Here is a 17968-nt window from a genome sequence, read left to right on the forward strand (position 1 = left end):
ATGAAAGTAGCAATTATGCAACCATATTTTATGCCTTATATAGGCTATTTTCAGTTAATTAATGCCGTAGATGAATTTATATTGTTTGATACACCGCAATTTATTAGACATGGATGGATTGAAAGAAATAACATTTTAAAAATAAATGGTGATTCAATATATATTAAAGTGCCATTGGTTAAACATGAAAGAAGCACTGCAATTTTAGATATTAAAATTAATAATAGTATTAATTGGGAAGAAAAAATATTAGCTCAAATAACACATTATAAAAAAAAAGCACCATATTATAATGAAGTTACAACCTTGTTAAATTATAGTTTTGAATTTAAGACTGAGTCAATAGTAAAACTTAATTATTATGCATTAAAGACTATATGCGACTATTTAAATATAACTACTCCAATTAAAATTTGGTCTGAAATGAAGGTCGAAATAGAATCTGCGAATGCTCCAGATGAATGGGCTTTAAACATTTGTAAAGCATTAAAGGCTGATACATATTACAATCCAGAGGGTGGGCTTTCTTTTTTTGATAGAAGTAAGTATAAAAACGAAAATATTGAAATTAAGTTTTTAAGATCTACTGAAATTGAGTACAATCAATTCTCAAATAATTTTGTTCCTTTTTTATCAATTATTGACTTATTGATGTTTTGTTCAAAAAATGAAGTTATTTCTATGATGGATAAATTTAAAATAATAGACTAGATGATAAGTAAAAAAGCAGAGATAATTGAAAATTTATCTAGAGATATACATTTTACAAATTCAGCAAGAGAAGGATGGGAAATTATATTGAGAAATCTTAATCCTAATTCTAAAATATTGTTACCATCATATATTGGTATTACAGAAAGAGAAGGATCTGGAATATTTGATCCTGTAGTTAAAATAGGTGTTGATTATGATTTTTATTTATTAAATGATGATTTATCTCTTTCGATTAGCGAAATTAAAAGGCAACTTGAAAAACAAGAATATGATTTAATATTACTTGTTCATTACTTTGGATTTAAACTGAAAAATGTTAACAGTATAATAAATTTGTGTAAACAATACAATGTCATTACTGTTGAGGATTGCGCTCATTTGTACAATTATAATTTATATGATTTTTCTAAAGTTGGATTAAATAGTGATTTTATATTTTATTCTTTGCATAAAAATTTTCCATTAAATGATGGAGGGGCATTTATCCAAAATAATTTAAACCTAAAAAGACCCAATGTTTCAACAATTAAATTGAAATCAAATATTTCATTTAAAATTAGCAAATATGATTCAATAGCAATTGCTAAAAAGCGTATTGAAAATTTTATTTATTTGGAAAATTTATTAGTTGGAATACCATGTTTAAGATCTTTAAAAAAAATCGGGAGTGAAGATATACCTAATAGCTACCCAATAATTGTTGAAAATGGTTTAAGGGAAAAGCTGTATTTTTGGTTATTAGATAATAACATGACCGTAATTGCATTATATTATAGGTTAATTTCTCCTTTGAATAAAAAAGAATTTAAATCTATGAAAGCAATTTCTGATTCGATATTAAATTTACCTGTTCATCAAGACATAACAAAATCTGATCTTTTTAATTTAACAGAAAAAATAAAAGAGTTTTATGAAAAGTAAGGAAAGCTCATCAGAAGAATATTGGAAATTAAATTTTAATAATGATAAAATTGTTAATGCTACGGATGATTTACAAGTAAATATTGCTCGTACAAAGAATGGAAAGAGAGTTGAAAATAAGATTTGGACTAAAACTCTTTCATATTTAACAGAAATTCTTTCTATTGATAAAAACTCAAATGTTCTTGAATTGTGCTGTGGTAATGGTGTAATTATTGGTGAATTATCTAAATCCTGTCGTAATGCATATGGTATTGATTATTCGAAGACACTTTTAAATCAGTTATCAAAACAATATAAAAATGAAAATTTAAAAACAAAACTAGGTGATGTAAATACGGTTAAATTAGATATAGAAATGTATAACGCAATTATAATTTACTTTTCACTCCAACATTTTAATGAACGAGATGCTTTCTTATTAATAGAAAAAAGTATTGAATCTTTAAAATTAGGTGGAAAAATATTAATTGGTGACATTCCTGATCTTGATAAAAAATGGGATTATATAAATAAACCCATATATTGCAAAGATTATTTTAATAGATTGAAAGAACGAAGACCAAAAATTGGCTATTGGTTCCAAAAGGAGTTTTTTCTAGCAATGAATAATTGTTTTCCACACACAGAATTTAAAATAATAAATCAACCAGATTATCAAATTAATTCAGATCATTGCTTTGATATTTTAATAGAAAAAAATGAAATCATTTAAAGTAGCAATACATGGTGTTCCTAGGTCCGGAACTAGTTGGATTGGGTCTATTTTTGATTCCTCAAAAAATGTAGTATATAGAAATCAACCACTTTTTTCTTTTGCTTTTAAATCGTTTTTAAACGAAGAGTCTTCTGGTAATGAAATTGATGATTTTTTTGAATCGATTTCAAAAAGTAACGATGATTATATAACTCAAAAGGAAGGGAAGAATAATGGATTAATTCCTGATTTTGATAAAGGACTACAAACACATATTGTATATAAGGAAGCTAGATATCATCACATTTTACCAAACATGTTAAGTAATGATAAAGATGTTAAGGTTGTAGGAATAATTAGAAATCCAAAAAGTGTTATCTCCTCTTGGATGAATGCCCCTAAAGAATTTAATAATAAGGAATGGGATATATTTACAGAATGGAAAGATGCTAATTTAAAAAATTTAAAGGCTCCTGAAGAATTTTATGGGTATAATAAATGGAAAGAAACTGCCTTGAACTTTTTAGAATTAAAAAATAAATATCCAAAAAGATTTTACATTCTTAATTATAAAACTCTATTGAATGATACTGAAAATGAAGTACGAAATCTTTTTTCGTTTTGCAATATAAGTATTGATAGTCAGACTATTAATTTTTTGAAGAAAGGTCAAAATATAGATTTATCGCATGAGGCTTATTCCGTATATAGAAAAAATCAAAAAGATGATAAATGGAAAAATCATTTGCCAATTCAAATAATAAATGAGATTGATAAGGATTTAATAAAATCAGGTCTGGAACTATATATCAATTAAAATTAATTTGAAAGCAAAGAATTAAATGAAATTTTTAAACGGATATAATGTTATTTAGGTAAAGTAATGAATCTAGAAGATTTTAAATTAAAATATCAAAAACAACCAGTTATTGAATATGCAAATTCAGTTAAAGAATCTCCTTTGGTTTCTGTATGTGTGGGAACATACCAACACGCCAGCTACATCAAAGATTGTTTAGAGGGGATTTTAATGCAAAAAACCACATTTTCATTTGAAATTTTATTAGGTGAAGATGCTTCAACTGATGGTGCCAGAGAAATTTGTATAGAATATGCAAAAAAGTACCCTGATAAAATTAAGTTGTTTTTACATCATAGAGAAAATAACATAAAAATTAATGGTGCATTTTCTGGACGTTTTAATTTTATTTACAATCTTTTTAATTCTAAAGGAAAATACATTGCACTTTGTGATGGGGATGATTATTGGATAGATCCTTTTAAATTACAGGAACAAGTAAATTTTTTAGAGCAAAATACATCAAATATTTTATGTGGTACGGAAGTAAGCGTATTTCAGAAAAATGGTAATATTAAAGAAAAAACACAAAAATCAACCACTATTAAATTGGTTCATTTGGAGGATGTATTAAAGAATTATCCATTTTATACTTGTACAATAGTCTTTAAAAATGGGCCCATCCCAATGGAGCTGTTTCAAGATTTTAATGCAGGTGATCACGCACTAATTTCTTATTTGTTGCAGTTTGGAAATGGTGTAATTTTGCCTAAAGTAACTACTGTTTATAATTTTCATGGCAATGGAATTTCATCTTCCTTAAATCATGAACGCTATTTATATCACAGATTAAATGATAGAAAAGCACTTATTAAATTGCATAAACCATACTTTAAATGGATTATAAAAAAACAAGGTTTGGTAATTATTTGGAATTATTTAAAGCAAGCAATTAGGTGGCGAAAAGAGTTTATAAATGCATTATATAGCAATAGAAAATTAATAATTAAGTATATATTAAACTAAAAAAACTGAACTGTATATATTTGCCTAAATATATATTTTAAAAGTTGTAAGATATATTAAAAATTAACTATGAATCTAGAAGATTTTAAATTAAAATATCAAAAACAACCAGTTATTGAATATTCAAATTCAGTTAAAGAATCTCCTTTGGTTTCTGTATGTGTGGTAACATACCAACATGCCAGCTACATCAAAGATTGTTTAGAGGGTATTTTAATGCAAAAAACCACATTTTCATTTGAAATTTTATTAGGTGAAGATGCTTCAACTGATGGTACTAGAGAAATTTGTATAGAATATGCAAAAAAGTACTCAGATAAAATTAAGCTGTTTTTACATCATAGAGAAAATAATATTAAAATTAACGGTTCGTTTTCAGGACGTTTTAATTTTATATATAATTTATATAATGCGAAAGGAAAATACATCGCACTTTGCGATGGTGACGATTATTGGACTGACCCTCTAAAATTGCAAAAACAATTTGAGTTTTTGGAGGCTAATACGGACTATAGTCTATGTTTTACTTCCAGAAAAATTTTCAAAGAGGTTTCAAAAGAAGATTCTTTTGAAATCTTAAAAAATCAAACTTTTTCCTCAGAAAATATTTTAAAAGGAATGATACCTTTTACTCAAACTATTGTATATAGAAATTCAGCTAACTATTTACTAAAATTTGAAAAATACATAAAACAAGATGCTGGAGATAGAATATTATCTTATATATTATCTTTAGAGGGGAAAATTAAAGGATTACAAGATATTACTTCAGTTTATAGATTTACAGGACAAGGGGTGTGGTCAAGTAAGCATCAAGGAACTATTTTATTTGCCAATTTAGATAGTCTTCAAAAGTTTTATAAAGATATTGGTTTAACGGAGCAAAATAAATATTTTTATGAATTTTTATATCCTATCCATTTAAAAATTTTATTTGATATGAGAATTTCCTTTTTAAATAAAATGAAAGAATTCTCTAAAATAAAAAAACGTTATTCATTTAAAAATAAGTACTATTTTAAATATTTATTAAAATATATTTTAGAGTTATTTTCGGTTTTAAAGCAAAGAAACAATAAATAATTATGTTGCTGTCAATAGTTATTCCAGTTTATAATGTTGAAAAATATTTGCAACAGTGTATTGATAGTGTGTTGGCTCAAAATTATACTGATTTTCAAATAATTTTAGTAAACGATGGTTCAACGGATGGCTCTGGGAAATTGTGTGATGATTATGCAAAAAATGAGAATCGCATAGAAGTTATTCATCAAAGCAATAAAGGATTGAGCGAGGCTAGAAATAATGGGCTTAAAATAGCAAGAGGAGACTATATATGGTTTATAGATAGCGATGATTGGATTGTTAAAAATGCAATTAATACTGTTGTTGAGGAATTGAAAAAAGAAAAAGTTGAAATGCTCGGTTTTTCTATGATTGATTTTAAAGAATCTAGTCAACAATTTTCCGAACCTTTTTTATTGAAAGATATCGAAACAACTAATGGCAATAACTTTATTAAAAAAAATGAAATGTTTTATGCCCCAGTTTGTAGTTATATTTATCAATCTTCATTTATAAAAAAGTATCAATTTGTTTTTAAAGAAAATATAATACATGAAGACGAATATTTTAATTTAATATGTTTTTCAAAAGTTAAAAAAATAAAAAAAATAGCTAAAACCCTATATTATTATAGACGAAGAGATAATTCAGTATCTTCATCTAAAATTTCAATAATAAAAATAAATTCTACAATAGAATTAGTGAAAATTTCAATACGTTTAAGAAATTCAGAATTAGATTATAGTTTTATTGAAAATCAAATTTTTAATTATATATGTTCGCTTTTTGGTTATTTAAATAAAGTTAATTTACCAATAAAACAGAAGTATAGGATAATTAAAGAAGTAAAGTTATTAGTGGCTCAACAAGCTAAGTTAAAAAATGACAGTAATTTTATTTTAATGGAAAAATATATTTACAATGTAAATATTATTTCTTTTTATTTTTATATAAATTATTTTAGATTGTTAAGATATTATATTGAAGCTTTTATAAAAAAGATAACTAAGAGTTTATGATTAAACAAAAACCGTTGTAATAACTTAGCGCAAATTCTTATTAAGAAAAAAATTATAAATATCATCAAATATTAATGTAGTAAATAAATAATGATACCTAAAATAATCCATTACACTTGGTTTAGTAGTGAAGTCTTTCCAAAAAAAATAAAGGAATGTATAGAGTCTTGGCAAAGATATTTGCCAGAATATGAATTTGTATTATGGGATTTAGAAAAAATAGAAAAAATTGACAATTTCTTTTTAAAAGAATCTTTATCAGAGAAAAAATGGGCTTTTGCTTCTGATTATGTTAGATTATATGCAGTTTATAATTATGGTGGTATTTATCTGGATACAGATGTAGAAATTTATAAAAGCTTTAATAATTTAATAAGTCAGAAATGTTTTATTGGTAGAGAAAATTCTTACCATTTAGTAAATAGAGAAGTTTGTTCTTTTTTATCTTCACATTGTTTTGGGGCTGAAAAAAATAATTTTTTTATTAAAAAATGTTTAGATTATTATGAAGGGCGACATTTTGTATTGAGTACTAATGTGAATCTTCCAAATGAACTCCGTTTAGATATGACATTACTTCCTTTTATACAGGCAAAAATTGCTAAGTCAATTGGTTGGGATTGGGCTTATAATAAAAACAATCATTCCATTTATCATGAGGTTAGTTTTTATCCATCTACTTTTTTTGACCCACAACATTTAAGTTCAGAATCTTATTGTAAGCATTTAGCCTTGGGTTCTTGGCGAGAAAGCGAAATTTCACAAGAAAAAGTGACTCTTCGATACAAAATAAAGTGGCGTATAAAAAAAATAGTAACAAAAACACTTTGGAAATTTTCATATATAATGATTAAAGTATAGTAAAATGAAAATTAAAACAATAACTTGTCATGAAGTTTATAATTATGGAGCTAGTTTACAGGAATATGCTTTATTAAAATACCTTGAAAATATAGGGCATACTGCGGAGGCAATCCACTACAAGCCGTTTTATTTAAGTAATCATTTTAATTTAAAGTCAATTTCACTAAAATACAATTCGTTTCCTGTTAAATACATTTATTTACTGGCAAAATTACCTGGGAGGTTAATGGCATTAAAACGTAAAAAGGCTTTTGATAATTTTTCTAAAAAATATATAAAAACAGGAAATTTAAAATATAAAAAAAACGAAGAATTAAAAGTAAATCTTCCTGAAGCAGATGCTTATATTTGTGGAAGTGATCAAATTTGGAATTCTTTTTTTCAAAACGGTAAAGACCTGGCTTTTTATTTAGATTTTGTACCAAAAGAAAAATTGAAAATTTCGTACGCAGCTAGTTTTGCAATTGATGAAATTAAAGAAGAACTAAAATCATTTGTAAAAGAAAAAGTTTATAGAATTAACCATATTTCTGTACGAGAAACTTCAGGAGTAACTATTTTAAATGAATTGGGTATTAAAAATGCAGTTCAAGTGTTGGATCCGGTTTTCCTATTAGATGCAAAACATTGGGTTGATACTTTTGTGAAGCCAATGAATGAAAAATTCATTTTTGTTTATGATTTTGATTCCAATCCTTTAATTAAAGAAATAGCCATTAAACTAAAAAAAGACAAAGGATTTAAAATTTACACAGTTAATAAAAATATAAAATACGCTGATAAGAACTTTTATTTGGAAGGACCCGAACGCTTTTTATCATTGGTGTGTCACTCGCAATTTAATATTACCAACTCTTTTCATTCCGTTGCATTTTCTTTAATTTTTAAAAAACAATTTGTAGTTGTTAATAGACAAGAAAATATTAATACACGTATGAGAGACTTGTTACAATTACTAAATTTAAATCAGTTAGTTGATTCATATATAGAATTTTCATCCATAAAACCAATTGATTATAAGAAAGTTGAAACAATTTTAAAAGAAAAAATAAATTATTCTAAAAATTTTATTATTAAAAGTTTAGGTTAGCAGCAAATGAAAAATATTGTTTTTGTTATTGAGTCATTGCATCTTGGCGGAGCCGAAAAAAGTTTGGTGACATTATTGCAAAATATAGATTTTAATAAATACTGTGTTGATTTAATTTTATTTAACAAAGGTGGAGTTTTAGAGAAAAATGTACCGGTTAAAGTTCAAATTAGTTATTTGGAAATGCCAAAGCTTTCTTTTTTAGAAAGAGGTAGGTATAAACTTAAAAGAAAATTGAATAGAAAAAGGTTTCATTTAGCACAACTTTTTTGGAACTTCATTCAAAGTAAATTCACACTTTCTAAAAAAAAATATGATATTGCAATTGCGTATAATCAGGGATTTGCTACCTATTATATAAATAGTTTTATAGCTGCAGATAGAAAAATAGCTTGGTTAAATACAGATTATCAAAAAGCAGGTTATAATATTGAATTTGATTATCCCATTTATAAGAATTTTGAAAGAATTATAGCTGTTTCTAGTGAAGCTAAAAATAGTTTACAAACCGAATTAGAACGTATCAATAAGAAGTTAAGGATTGATATAATTAAAGATATATCAGATAAAAAAGTAATTTTAAACAACGGTAAATGCTTAAAAAATATAGACTTTAAAAAAGAAAAAACAAATATTGTTACTGTTGGAAGGTTAGCGCCGTACAAAGGCATTTATTTAGCAATTGAAAGCTGTAAAAAGCTAATAGATAAAGGATATGCTATTCATTGGTATGTTGTTGGAGAAGGTTCAGAGCGAGGTTATTTAGAAGAACAAATAAAAAGGATGGAAATTGCAAACCATTTTACATTGTTAGGATTAAAAGAAAATCCTTACCCATTTATTAAAGATTGTGATATTTATGTACAAACTTCTTTATTTGAAGGTTTAGGTTTAACAGTAATAGAAGCTTCATATTTTAATAAACCGATAGTTTGTACAAATTTTCCAACAGCACATGATATTATAATAAATGGAGAAACAGGTTTAATAGCTGAAATGAATTCAGATAGTATTATTTCGAAAATTGAATTATTAATTAATAATGAGAAATTAAAAAACAGGTTAATAAATAATTTATCTAAATTAGAGAATAAAGATAAAGAGTTAACTTTACAACAAATTAATTTATTACTAGGTTAAACAGAAATTACAATTTTCGAATCTAAAATGGCAGAAGTATTTAATTTTTTAAAAATACTACAAATGATATTGGAGGTTAATTTTATTAGATGAAACTACTTTATATTACAAATGGCATTAATGGTTCCGGAGGTTTAGAGCGCGTACTTGCTGTAAAAGCAAGTTATTTAGCTGAAAATATCGGCTATGATGTGCATATTTTAACCTTAAATGATGGGCATCAACATCCGTTTTACAGTTTTAGTACGGCTATAAAATTTCATGATATAAAAGTGCTTGGAAATCCCGTTAATTATGTTGTTGCTTATAAAAAAGGAATTAAAAAGCTATTAAAAAATATTGTACCAGACATAATTTCGGTTTGTGATGATGGATTAAAAGGGTTGTTATTCCCTGTATTGTTTGGGAAAACCATTCCTGTTATTTATGAACGTCATGCTTCTATCGACCTTAATTTTATTTCCGAAAAAAACACTTCTAAGATTCAAAAGGTAAAAAATTACAGCCAAAAAAAAATAATGGTTTGGGGAGCAAAAAAATTTAATTTATTTGTAGTGCTTACTAATGGAAATAAAAATGATTGGAAAGGTGTTAATTGCACTGTAATACCTAACCTATCTCCATTTGTAAATGTTGATAAGAATTTTAAAGATGCTAAAAAAAATATTGTTTTAGCAGTTGGAACTCAGAGTTATAATAAAGGTTTTGGTAGGTTGATTGATATTTGGAAAATGATTGCAAAAAAACATCCAGATTGGAAGCTAGAAGTTTATGGGAAGCAAAATAAAAATCTTAATTTGCAACGAAAAATAGATGAACTAAGTTTAAGTGATAGTTTTATATTAAATGAACCCACAAAAAAAATAGCTGAAAAATATAATGAATCAGCCATATTTGTTTTGCCATCAAGGTCAGAAGGATTTGGGATGGTGTTAATAGAAGCGATGAGTTTTGGAGTTCCATGTGTTGCATTTGATTGCCCTCATGGGCCTGCAGATATAATAAAAGATAAAGAAGATGGTTTTTTAATAAAAGATGGAAATAATCTTCAATTTTCTGAAGCTTTAATTAATCTTATTGAAAATATTAATTTAAGAAGAAAAATGGGGCAAGCAGCAAAAATAAATGTAGCTCGTTATTCTCCTGATAAAATTATGCCAATTTGGGATTCCTTATTTAAAAGTTTAATAAAAAAAGATGAAGATAGTTTATAGTACGGATCAAGTATATCTTCATGGAGGTATTGAAAAGGTGTTGGCTCAAAAACTAAACTACTTAGTTAATGTCCCTAATTTTGAAGTGCATTTAATTACCACAGAACAAAAAGGAAACCCTTTTTGCTATCCAATTTCAGATAAAGTATTCCATCATGATTTGGATGTAAATTACAATAGAACTAAAAGTTATTTTAGTCCGGTTAATTTTAAGAAAATTCCAAAACATATAAAAAAATTAAAAAATAAGCTGAAAGAGATTAAACCAGATGTATTAATTGTTTGCAACTATGCATTTGATTTTTTCTTTATTCCATTTATTAGTGCAGGTATAAAAACGATAAAGGAATTTCACGCTTCTAGGTATTATTATATAAAAGAATTAGCAAATGCCACAATTTTGAATAAGTTGATGTTCAGAATAAATAATAAGATTGAGAAAAAATATTCACATATTGTATTGTTGAATGATGATGAGAAAAAGTATTATAGTTCAAATAATTTAGAAGTAATTCCTAATGCAATTTGTGGAATAAAATTTAAAAGTGGTGTTGAAAGAAAAAATATTGTTATTGCTGCGGGTAGAATGGCTAAGGTAAAACAATTTGACCATTTAATAAAAGCCTGGGGTTTAATAGCTAATGAATTTTTAGATTGGAAAGTTCAAATTTATGGAGAAGGAGATGATATAATTTTAAATGAATTAAATAATTTAATAAATGATTTAGCAATACCAAATATTCAATTAATGGGAGCTACAGATAAATTAGAAGAGAAAATGGTGGAATCTTCCATTTACGCTTTAACTTCTGCTACAGAATGTTTTCCAATGGTATTATTAGAATCCTTATCTTGTGGTTTACCTGTTGTTTCATACAACTGTCCTCATGGGCCAAGAAATATTATAACCAATGGTGAAGATGGAATTTTGGTAAATCATAATGAAATAGAGACTGTATCAGCTGAAATAGCTAACTTAATTGAAAATTCAGAGAAAAGAAAAATAATGGCCGAGAATGCGATAAACAATGTAAAACGATTTAATGAAACGCATGTAATGGAAAAATGGATAAATCTTTTTAAGGAATAAATTCAATGATTTTTAATTCTATCATACCATTACCTTTTTATACGCCATTATTTTATAATGCTTTATTGATTGTTATTTTATTGGCATTTATAAAACTGCAAACGAACGGTTATGTGATTCATAGTAATTCCAAAAAAGAATCTGCCTCATTATTTTTATTGATTGTAGTGGTACTTTATATGGGCTTACGCCCAATTAGTTTTGTTTTTGGGGATATGGGTATTTATTATAAATACTTTGAGCAATTTGCAAATGGAGCTGAGATTACCAATAATAAAGATTATTTGTGGCGTTTGTTTATGAAATTATGCAGCAGTATTATGTCTGCTCAATTGTTTTTTTTACTATGTGCTATTTTATATATAGTTCCTTTATACAGTGCTGCAAAAAGGTGGTTTGGAGCAGATCGATATTTTATTTTTTTAATGCTCATTGCTTCTTTTTCTTTTTGGCCTTATGGAACTAACGGAATTAGAAATGGAATCGCTACTTCATTTTTTATATATGGGCTTGCGTATACAAAAAATAAATTTATTAAATATGGCATATTTTTAGTAGCTTATTTTATTCATGGAAGCTTATTAATACCAATTGCAGCATATGTTTTAACATTCTTTTATAAAAACACCCAACATTATTTAATTGGTTGGTTGTTGGCCATACCTTTATCAATAGCATTGGGTGGTTTTTGGGAAAATTTATTTTCATCTTTAGGTTTTGGAGGAGAACGATTAAAATATTTAGGAGATTCAATAGACAAATCTCAATTTGCAAGAACTGGTTTTAGATGGGATTTTTTAATATATAGTGCAGTAGCAGTATATTTTGGTTATTATTTTATTTTTAAGAAAAAATTTAATGATAAATTATATCATCAGCTATTTAATATTTATGTTACTGCCAATGCCTTTTGGATTTTGGTAATTCGTTCTAGTTTTTCTAATCGTTTTGCATATTTGTCATGGTTTTTAATGGCTGTTATTATTTTTTATCCATTTTTTAAACAACGTTTTTTTGTAAAACAACAAAAAGTATTGGCTTTTACGGTACTTATTTATTATGGATTTACGTATTTTATGTTTATAGTTTTATAACACAAGAATGAAAAAAATTACAGTATTTACACCAACTTTCAATCGTGCTTATTGCTTGCATCAATTGTATGAAAGTTTGTTAAGGCAAACTAACCAAGATTTTTGCTGGCTTATTATTGATGATGGTTCAACAGATGCTACAAAGTTATTAGTAAGTAAATGGATTGAAAAAGGGCTATTTGAAATTAGATATGTGTATAAGGAAAATGAAGGTATGCACACGGGTTATAATAAAGCTTATGAGCTAATTGAAACAGAATTAAATGTTTGTATAGATTCTGATGATTTTGTGACAGATGATGCAATTGAGAAAGTTTTAAAATTTTGGAAAGAAAAAGGAAATCCAAATTTTGCAGGCATAGTTGCGCTAGATACCACAAAAGATGGTGATATACTTGGTGAGAAATTTCCTGAAAATTTAGCTAGCTCTACTTTAGAGGATTTATATCACAAACACAAAATACCTGGAGATAAGAAGCTGATTTATAATACAAGTATTGTCAAAAACTATCCAAAATACCCAGTTTTTAAAGGCGAGAAATTTGTTCCGTTAGGTACTCTATATTTACAAATAGATAAAGATTTTGAATTACTTTGTATGAATGAAGTTATTTGTGTTGTTGAATATATGGAGGATGGTTCTACCAGAAACATTTTTAATCAATATGTCAACAATCCTAAGGGTTTTCGTTTTGCAAGATTAAATACTGTTAAATATTCTAACTATTTGAAAGTTAAATTTACAAGTTTAATACATTATATTTCACATAGTATTCAATTAAAAGAAATGAATATATTTAAAAATAATAAACATCCAATTTTAACGATTTTAGCAATTCCATTGGGTGTTATTTTATATATGTACGTTAAATATAATTCTAATAATAATAAAAATAAGAGTGTACTCTAAAAAGGTTTTAATAATTATTAACTCCTTAAAAAAAGGAGGAGCTGAAAGAATAGCAAGTGAATTTAGCTTTTATCTTGATAGACTGGGATATGTTCCAATTTTTTTATTAACTGATGGTGGATATGTTAACTACAAAGTTCCTGTAGCATCTAAAATTATAAAATTGCCATTATCTAAATATTCTAGGACTTTTTTATTTCCTATAATAACTTTAATTCAAGCAATATATGTTAGGCTATATTTTGGTGGTAATTTTAAGGCAATAAGTTTTCTTCACAGGGCTAATTTGGTTAATGCGCTATCTTCATTCTTTTCAAATAGAAGTGTTGTAATATCGGAGAGATCTATCTTTAGTAAATCCTATCAAGGATATAAATATTATTTAATGAAGGGATTATTAAAAATTATATTTCTTAGAGCAAATAAAATTATTGCCATATCTCAGGTTGTTAAAAATGAATTGATTGCAAATTTTAAATTGAATGCTTCAAAAATAACAATTCTACATAACCCTATTAATATAGACGAATTTCAATTAAAGAAGGAAAAAAATAAATTTTATTCAACAAGTAAAAATTTAAATTTTTGTACTGTTAGTAGATTAATTAATTCAAAAAGAGTTGATCTTGTAATTGATTTATTTTTTAAACTTCTTAAATTTTTTCCTGAATCAAAACTCCATATTATTGGAGAAGGTGATAATAAGGAAAAACTAATAGAAAAAATATATGATTTGAATATTCAAAAGAATGTCGTTTTTTATGGCAACGTAAGTAATGTGAATTCAATTTTAACAAAGTGTGATGTTTTTATTTTCGCATCGTTATATGAGTCTTTTGGAAATGTGGTTTTAGAGGCTACAAGCTCGGGTTTACCAGTAGTTTATACTTCAAATTTAGAATCGGTAAGTGAAATATATTTAGGGAGTAATAGTTTGTCTTTTTCATTTAATGAAAATTTTATTGAAATGGATGTAGAGTTGATTTTTAAATTTATTGATTCTTTAAAATATGAATCTTTTATAAATGAAAGAGCAACTTTATTAAAAAAATATTCAAGCGATGATATTTTTAAATTGTATTTTAAAGAAATTAAAGGATAGCAATATATGTGTGGTATAACGGGATTTATTTCAACTGAAAAAATTGATTTTAAATACACTTTAAAGAATATGATTAATGAATTAATCCATAGAGGACCAGATGATCAGGGTTTTTGGATTGATGAAGAAGAAAAAGTAGGGTTAGGGCATACAAGACTTTCAATTTTAGATCTTAGTCAAGCGGGTCATCAACCAATGATTTCAAAATCGGAAAGATATGTTATAGTTTTCAATGGTGAAATTTACAACCATTTGTCAATTCGGTCAGAAATAGATACCCTGGAGAAGGTTAATTGGAAGGGTCATTCTGATACAGAAACTTTACTTAGTGCAATTGAAATTTGGGGAATAGAACAAACACTTAATAAGTGTGTAGGGATGTTTGCTTTTGCGCTTTGGGATAAAATTGATAAATCATTGTTATTAGCTAGAGATAGAATGGGTGAAAAACCATTATATTATGGATGGGTTAATAATAATTTTGTTTTTGGTTCAGAATTGAAATCAATTAAAAGATTTACCGGTTTTAAAAATGAAATTGATAGAAACTCACTGGCTCTTTATCTAAGATATAGTTCAATACCTGAACCATATTCCATTTATGAGAATATTAATAAATTAGAATCGGGCTGCTATTTAACATATGATTACAAACAAAGAAAAATAAGAATAAAAAACTATTATTCTATTGAAAAAATTTCAAATCAAAGTTGTTTAAATGAATTTTCATTGAATGATGTTGAAGCAGTTTCAAAATTGGAATCGCTTTTAATGGATTCTGTAGGCTTGCAAATGCAGGCAGATGTACCTACAGGAGCTTTCTTGTCAGGAGGTGTTGACTCAACTATTATAGTGGCTTTAATGCAGGCGCAATCAAAAAGAAAAATTAATACATTTTCAATAGGTTTTGAACAAAAGGATTATAATGAAGCAGAACATGCAAGGTCTGTTTCAAAATACTTAGGGACAGATCATTATGATTTGTATGTTTCAGGACAGGAAGTTTTGGATGTTATTCCTTTACTTCCTAACATGTATTGTGAACCTTTTTCAGATTCTTCTCAAATCCCAACCTATCTTGTATCTAAAATAGCAAAGGAAAAAGTTACTGTTTGTTTAACTGGTGATGCAGGTGATGAACTTTTCTGTGGTTATAATCGTTATAATTTAGCAAACAAATCTTGGAATAAAATTTCTAAAATACCAATGCCTTTGAGATCTATGTTAGGTTTTGGAATTAACGCAATACCCTATGATATTTGGGAATTATTATTTCAACCATTTAAAAAACAAAATAAAAAGTCTCAAGCACATTTTAATAAACTGGATAAGTTTTTAAAAGCATCTTTATTGTTGAATTCAAAAAACAGAAAGGATTTCTATCATAAAGGGTTTATGTCACACAATAATGATGTTGAGAATTGGGTGTTAAAATCAAAATTACCTAAAACTATTTTTGAGTTAAACGATTCGGCTCCTAGTTCATATTTTTCAGAAATGATGAAACTTGATTTAATGTCTTATTTGCCCAATGATAATCTGGTAAAAGTTGATCGTGCAGCAATGGAGGTGTCATTGGAAACTAGAGTTCCATTATTGGATCATAGAATAGTTGAATTTGCTTTAAATTTACCATTAGAATTTAAATTAAGAGATGGCGTTAACAAATGGATTTTAAGAGAGGTGTTATACAAACATGTTCCAAAAAAATTAATTGATAGACCAAAAATGGGCTTTGCTGTTCCTTTAGCTAGTTGGTTAAGAGGTCCATTAAAAGATTGGGGTGAAAATCTATTAAACGAAAAAAAACTGATACAACAAGGCTATTTTAATGCTACTATTATTAGAAGAAAATGGGAAGAGCATATCTCAGGAAAAAGAAATTGGCATTATCAGTTATGGGATGTGTTAATTTTTCAATCTTGGTTAAATGAACAATAATTTTTAAAAATTAAATGAACATTTATTTTGAAAACCAATAAACTATACCATTTTTTAGAAAATACTGTATCTCTTTTTTCAGTGAAGGTTATTGATTTAGCACTGGCTATTTTATTGATTCCTTATTTGATATTGAAAGTAGGTATCGTAAATTATGGGAAATATGCTTTTGTAATTTCTTTGGTTTTGTTTTTAGTTAATATTACCAATTATGGTTTTAATTTAAAAGCTGTAAGACAATTAGCTAAATATAGCAATGATTCTAATAAAATGAACTCGCTATTTAATGAAGTTTTTTCAGTTAAATTATATTTAACAGGTTTTTCCATATTGATTTTAGCAGTTTTAGTTTTAGGAGTGCCCAGTTTTAGATTGTATGCATTGGTATATATATTTGCTTCCTTTATGCTGATAGGCGATTTATTTTCGCTGCGTTGGTTTTTTATGGGGATTGAGAAAATGAAATACATACCAGTTATTAATTTGGGTGGTAGTTTAATTTATGTATTATTGGTATTGGTATTTATTCAGCAACCTAAAGATTATGAGTTCATAATTTTATTAGAAAGCATAGGCTTACTTATTGTAAATATGATAAGTTTTTTATACATAGTGCTAGAGTACAAAGTAAAGTTACAATTGTTGTCTTTTAAAAAAGTAAGGATGTATTTAGTTGTAAATTGGAGTTCTTTTATTAATTTATTTATTCCATCTATGCTTTCTAATACTGCAGTTTTTTTGGTCGGTGTATTTAGCATTCCGGCAAATGTAAGTATCATACAGTTAGGAGTAAAAGTAGCAAATGGTTTTGCAACTATAAATGCGGTACTTACAAAAGTTTTCTATGCAATGGTAAACCGTAAAGTTCAGATACTTCGTAAATCGTTTAGTGTAATTTTAGGGATTGGCATATTATTATCCATAATTATGTTTATTAGTGCAGAGGTATTTATTGGGCCTTGGTTAAAAATTGAAAACGCTACAATAGAGCAACAAATAACTTATATTATTAAAGTTTTAAGTCCAACACCTTTTTTAATGGCCGTAATTTCTGCCTATGGTATTAACGGATTGTTGGTATATGGAAAAGATAAATTATTTGGATATATTACCTTAATTTCAACACTATTAAGTTTAATTTTAGGATTGATTTTAATTCCCAAATATACGTTCCTTGGAGGTGCACTATTTTTACTGGCTGCCAGGGGATTATATGCAATAGGTTCTTTTATAATGTTTAATAAGAAAAGGATTTTTAAATCAAAGAAATAACATACAAATA

The 17968-nt window shown here is 26.5% G+C and carries 17 protein-coding genes; all 17 read left to right on the plus strand.

The window, feature by feature from the left end:
• The 17 genes from CHB63_RS14420 (at position 1) to CHB63_RS14500 (ending at position 17958) form a co-directional block, all read left to right on the plus strand.
• On the plus strand, positions 1 to 711 hold the full coding sequence (locus tag CHB63_RS14420; protein ID WP_089379184.1) for a WbqC family protein: 711 nt from the start codon (positions 1 to 3) through the stop codon (positions 709 to 711).
• Positions 712 to 1635, plus strand: a complete 924-nt coding sequence (locus CHB63_RS14425; RefSeq protein ID WP_089379185.1) for an aminotransferase class V-fold PLP-dependent enzyme — start codon at positions 712 to 714, stop codon at positions 1633 to 1635. It abuts the gene before it with no gap.
• Entirely contained in the window at positions 1625 to 2350 is a 726-nt protein-coding gene (locus CHB63_RS14430; RefSeq protein ID WP_089379186.1) for a class I SAM-dependent methyltransferase, read from the plus strand. The genes CHB63_RS14425 and CHB63_RS14430 overlap by 11 nt, the downstream gene beginning before the upstream one ends.
• Positions 2337 to 3149, plus strand: coding sequence for a sulfotransferase domain-containing protein (locus CHB63_RS14435; protein WP_089379187.1), 813 nt, complete (start codon positions 2337 to 2339; stop codon positions 3147 to 3149). Before CHB63_RS14430 ends, CHB63_RS14435 begins: the two co-directional genes overlap by 14 nt.
• A 66-nt stretch (positions 3150 to 3215) precedes the next feature.
• On the plus strand, positions 3216 to 4157 hold the full coding sequence (locus tag CHB63_RS14440; protein ID WP_089379188.1) for a glycosyltransferase family 2 protein: 942 nt from the start codon (positions 3216 to 3218) through the stop codon (positions 4155 to 4157).
• A 69-nt stretch (positions 4158 to 4226) separates the two neighbouring features.
• Positions 4227 to 5240 carry a glycosyltransferase family 2 protein gene (locus CHB63_RS14445; RefSeq protein ID WP_089379189.1) on the plus strand — a complete coding sequence of 338 codons (1014 nt, stop codon included), beginning with the start codon at positions 4227 to 4229 and terminating at the stop codon, positions 5238 to 5240.
• A gap of 2 nt (positions 5241 to 5242) precedes the next feature.
• Complete coding sequence (locus tag CHB63_RS14450; RefSeq protein ID WP_089379190.1) at positions 5243 to 6241, plus strand: glycosyltransferase family 2 protein; 999 nt, start codon at positions 5243 to 5245, stop codon at positions 6239 to 6241.
• 90 nt (positions 6242 to 6331) lie between these two features.
• Positions 6332 to 7102, plus strand: a complete 771-nt coding sequence (locus CHB63_RS14455) for a glycosyltransferase family 32 protein (RefSeq protein ID WP_089379191.1) — start codon at positions 6332 to 6334, stop codon at positions 7100 to 7102.
• Between the two features lie 4 nt (positions 7103 to 7106).
• Entirely contained in the window at positions 7107 to 8195 is a 1089-nt protein-coding gene (locus CHB63_RS14460; protein ID WP_089379192.1) for a polysaccharide pyruvyl transferase family protein, read from the plus strand.
• 6 nt (positions 8196 to 8201) lie between these two features.
• Positions 8202 to 9335, plus strand: a complete 1134-nt coding sequence (locus tag CHB63_RS14465; protein ID WP_089379193.1) for a glycosyltransferase — start codon at positions 8202 to 8204, stop codon at positions 9333 to 9335.
• Positions 9336 to 9424: 89 nt separating this feature from the next.
• Positions 9425 to 10549, plus strand: coding sequence for a glycosyltransferase family 4 protein (locus CHB63_RS14470; RefSeq protein ID WP_089379194.1), 1125 nt, complete (start codon positions 9425 to 9427; stop codon positions 10547 to 10549).
• Positions 10533 to 11639: a glycosyltransferase gene (locus CHB63_RS14475; RefSeq protein ID WP_089379195.1), complete on the plus strand. Its 1107-nt coding sequence runs from the start codon at positions 10533 to 10535 to the stop codon at positions 11637 to 11639. Before CHB63_RS14470 ends, CHB63_RS14475 begins: the two co-directional genes overlap by 17 nt.
• 5 nt (positions 11640 to 11644) lie before the next feature.
• Positions 11645 to 12733 carry an EpsG family protein gene (locus CHB63_RS14480; protein WP_089379196.1) on the plus strand — a complete coding sequence of 363 codons (1089 nt, stop codon included), beginning with the start codon at positions 11645 to 11647 and terminating at the stop codon, positions 12731 to 12733.
• A 7-nt stretch (positions 12734 to 12740) separates the two neighbouring features.
• Positions 12741 to 13643, plus strand: coding sequence for a glycosyltransferase family 2 protein (locus CHB63_RS14485; protein ID WP_089379197.1), 903 nt, complete (start codon positions 12741 to 12743; stop codon positions 13641 to 13643).
• Positions 13633 to 14745: a glycosyltransferase gene (locus CHB63_RS14490; RefSeq protein WP_176420397.1), complete on the plus strand. Its 1113-nt coding sequence runs from the start codon at positions 13633 to 13635 to the stop codon at positions 14743 to 14745. The genes CHB63_RS14485 and CHB63_RS14490 overlap by 11 nt, the downstream gene beginning before the upstream one ends.
• A 6-nt stretch (positions 14746 to 14751) precedes the next feature.
• On the plus strand, positions 14752 to 16686 hold the full coding sequence (gene asnB, locus CHB63_RS14495; protein ID WP_089379199.1) for an asparagine synthase (glutamine-hydrolyzing): 1935 nt from the start codon (positions 14752 to 14754) through the stop codon (positions 16684 to 16686).
• A 27-nt stretch (positions 16687 to 16713) separates the two neighbouring features.
• Positions 16714 to 17958, plus strand: coding sequence for an oligosaccharide flippase family protein (locus CHB63_RS14500; protein WP_176420399.1), 1245 nt, complete (start codon positions 16714 to 16716; stop codon positions 17956 to 17958).
• The last annotated feature ends 10 nt before the right edge of the window (positions 17959 to 17968 follow it).

It is taken from the genome of Lutibacter flavus (assembly GCF_900188355.1).
Lineage (GTDB): Bacteria > Bacteroidota > Bacteroidia > Flavobacteriales > Flavobacteriaceae > Lutibacter > Lutibacter flavus.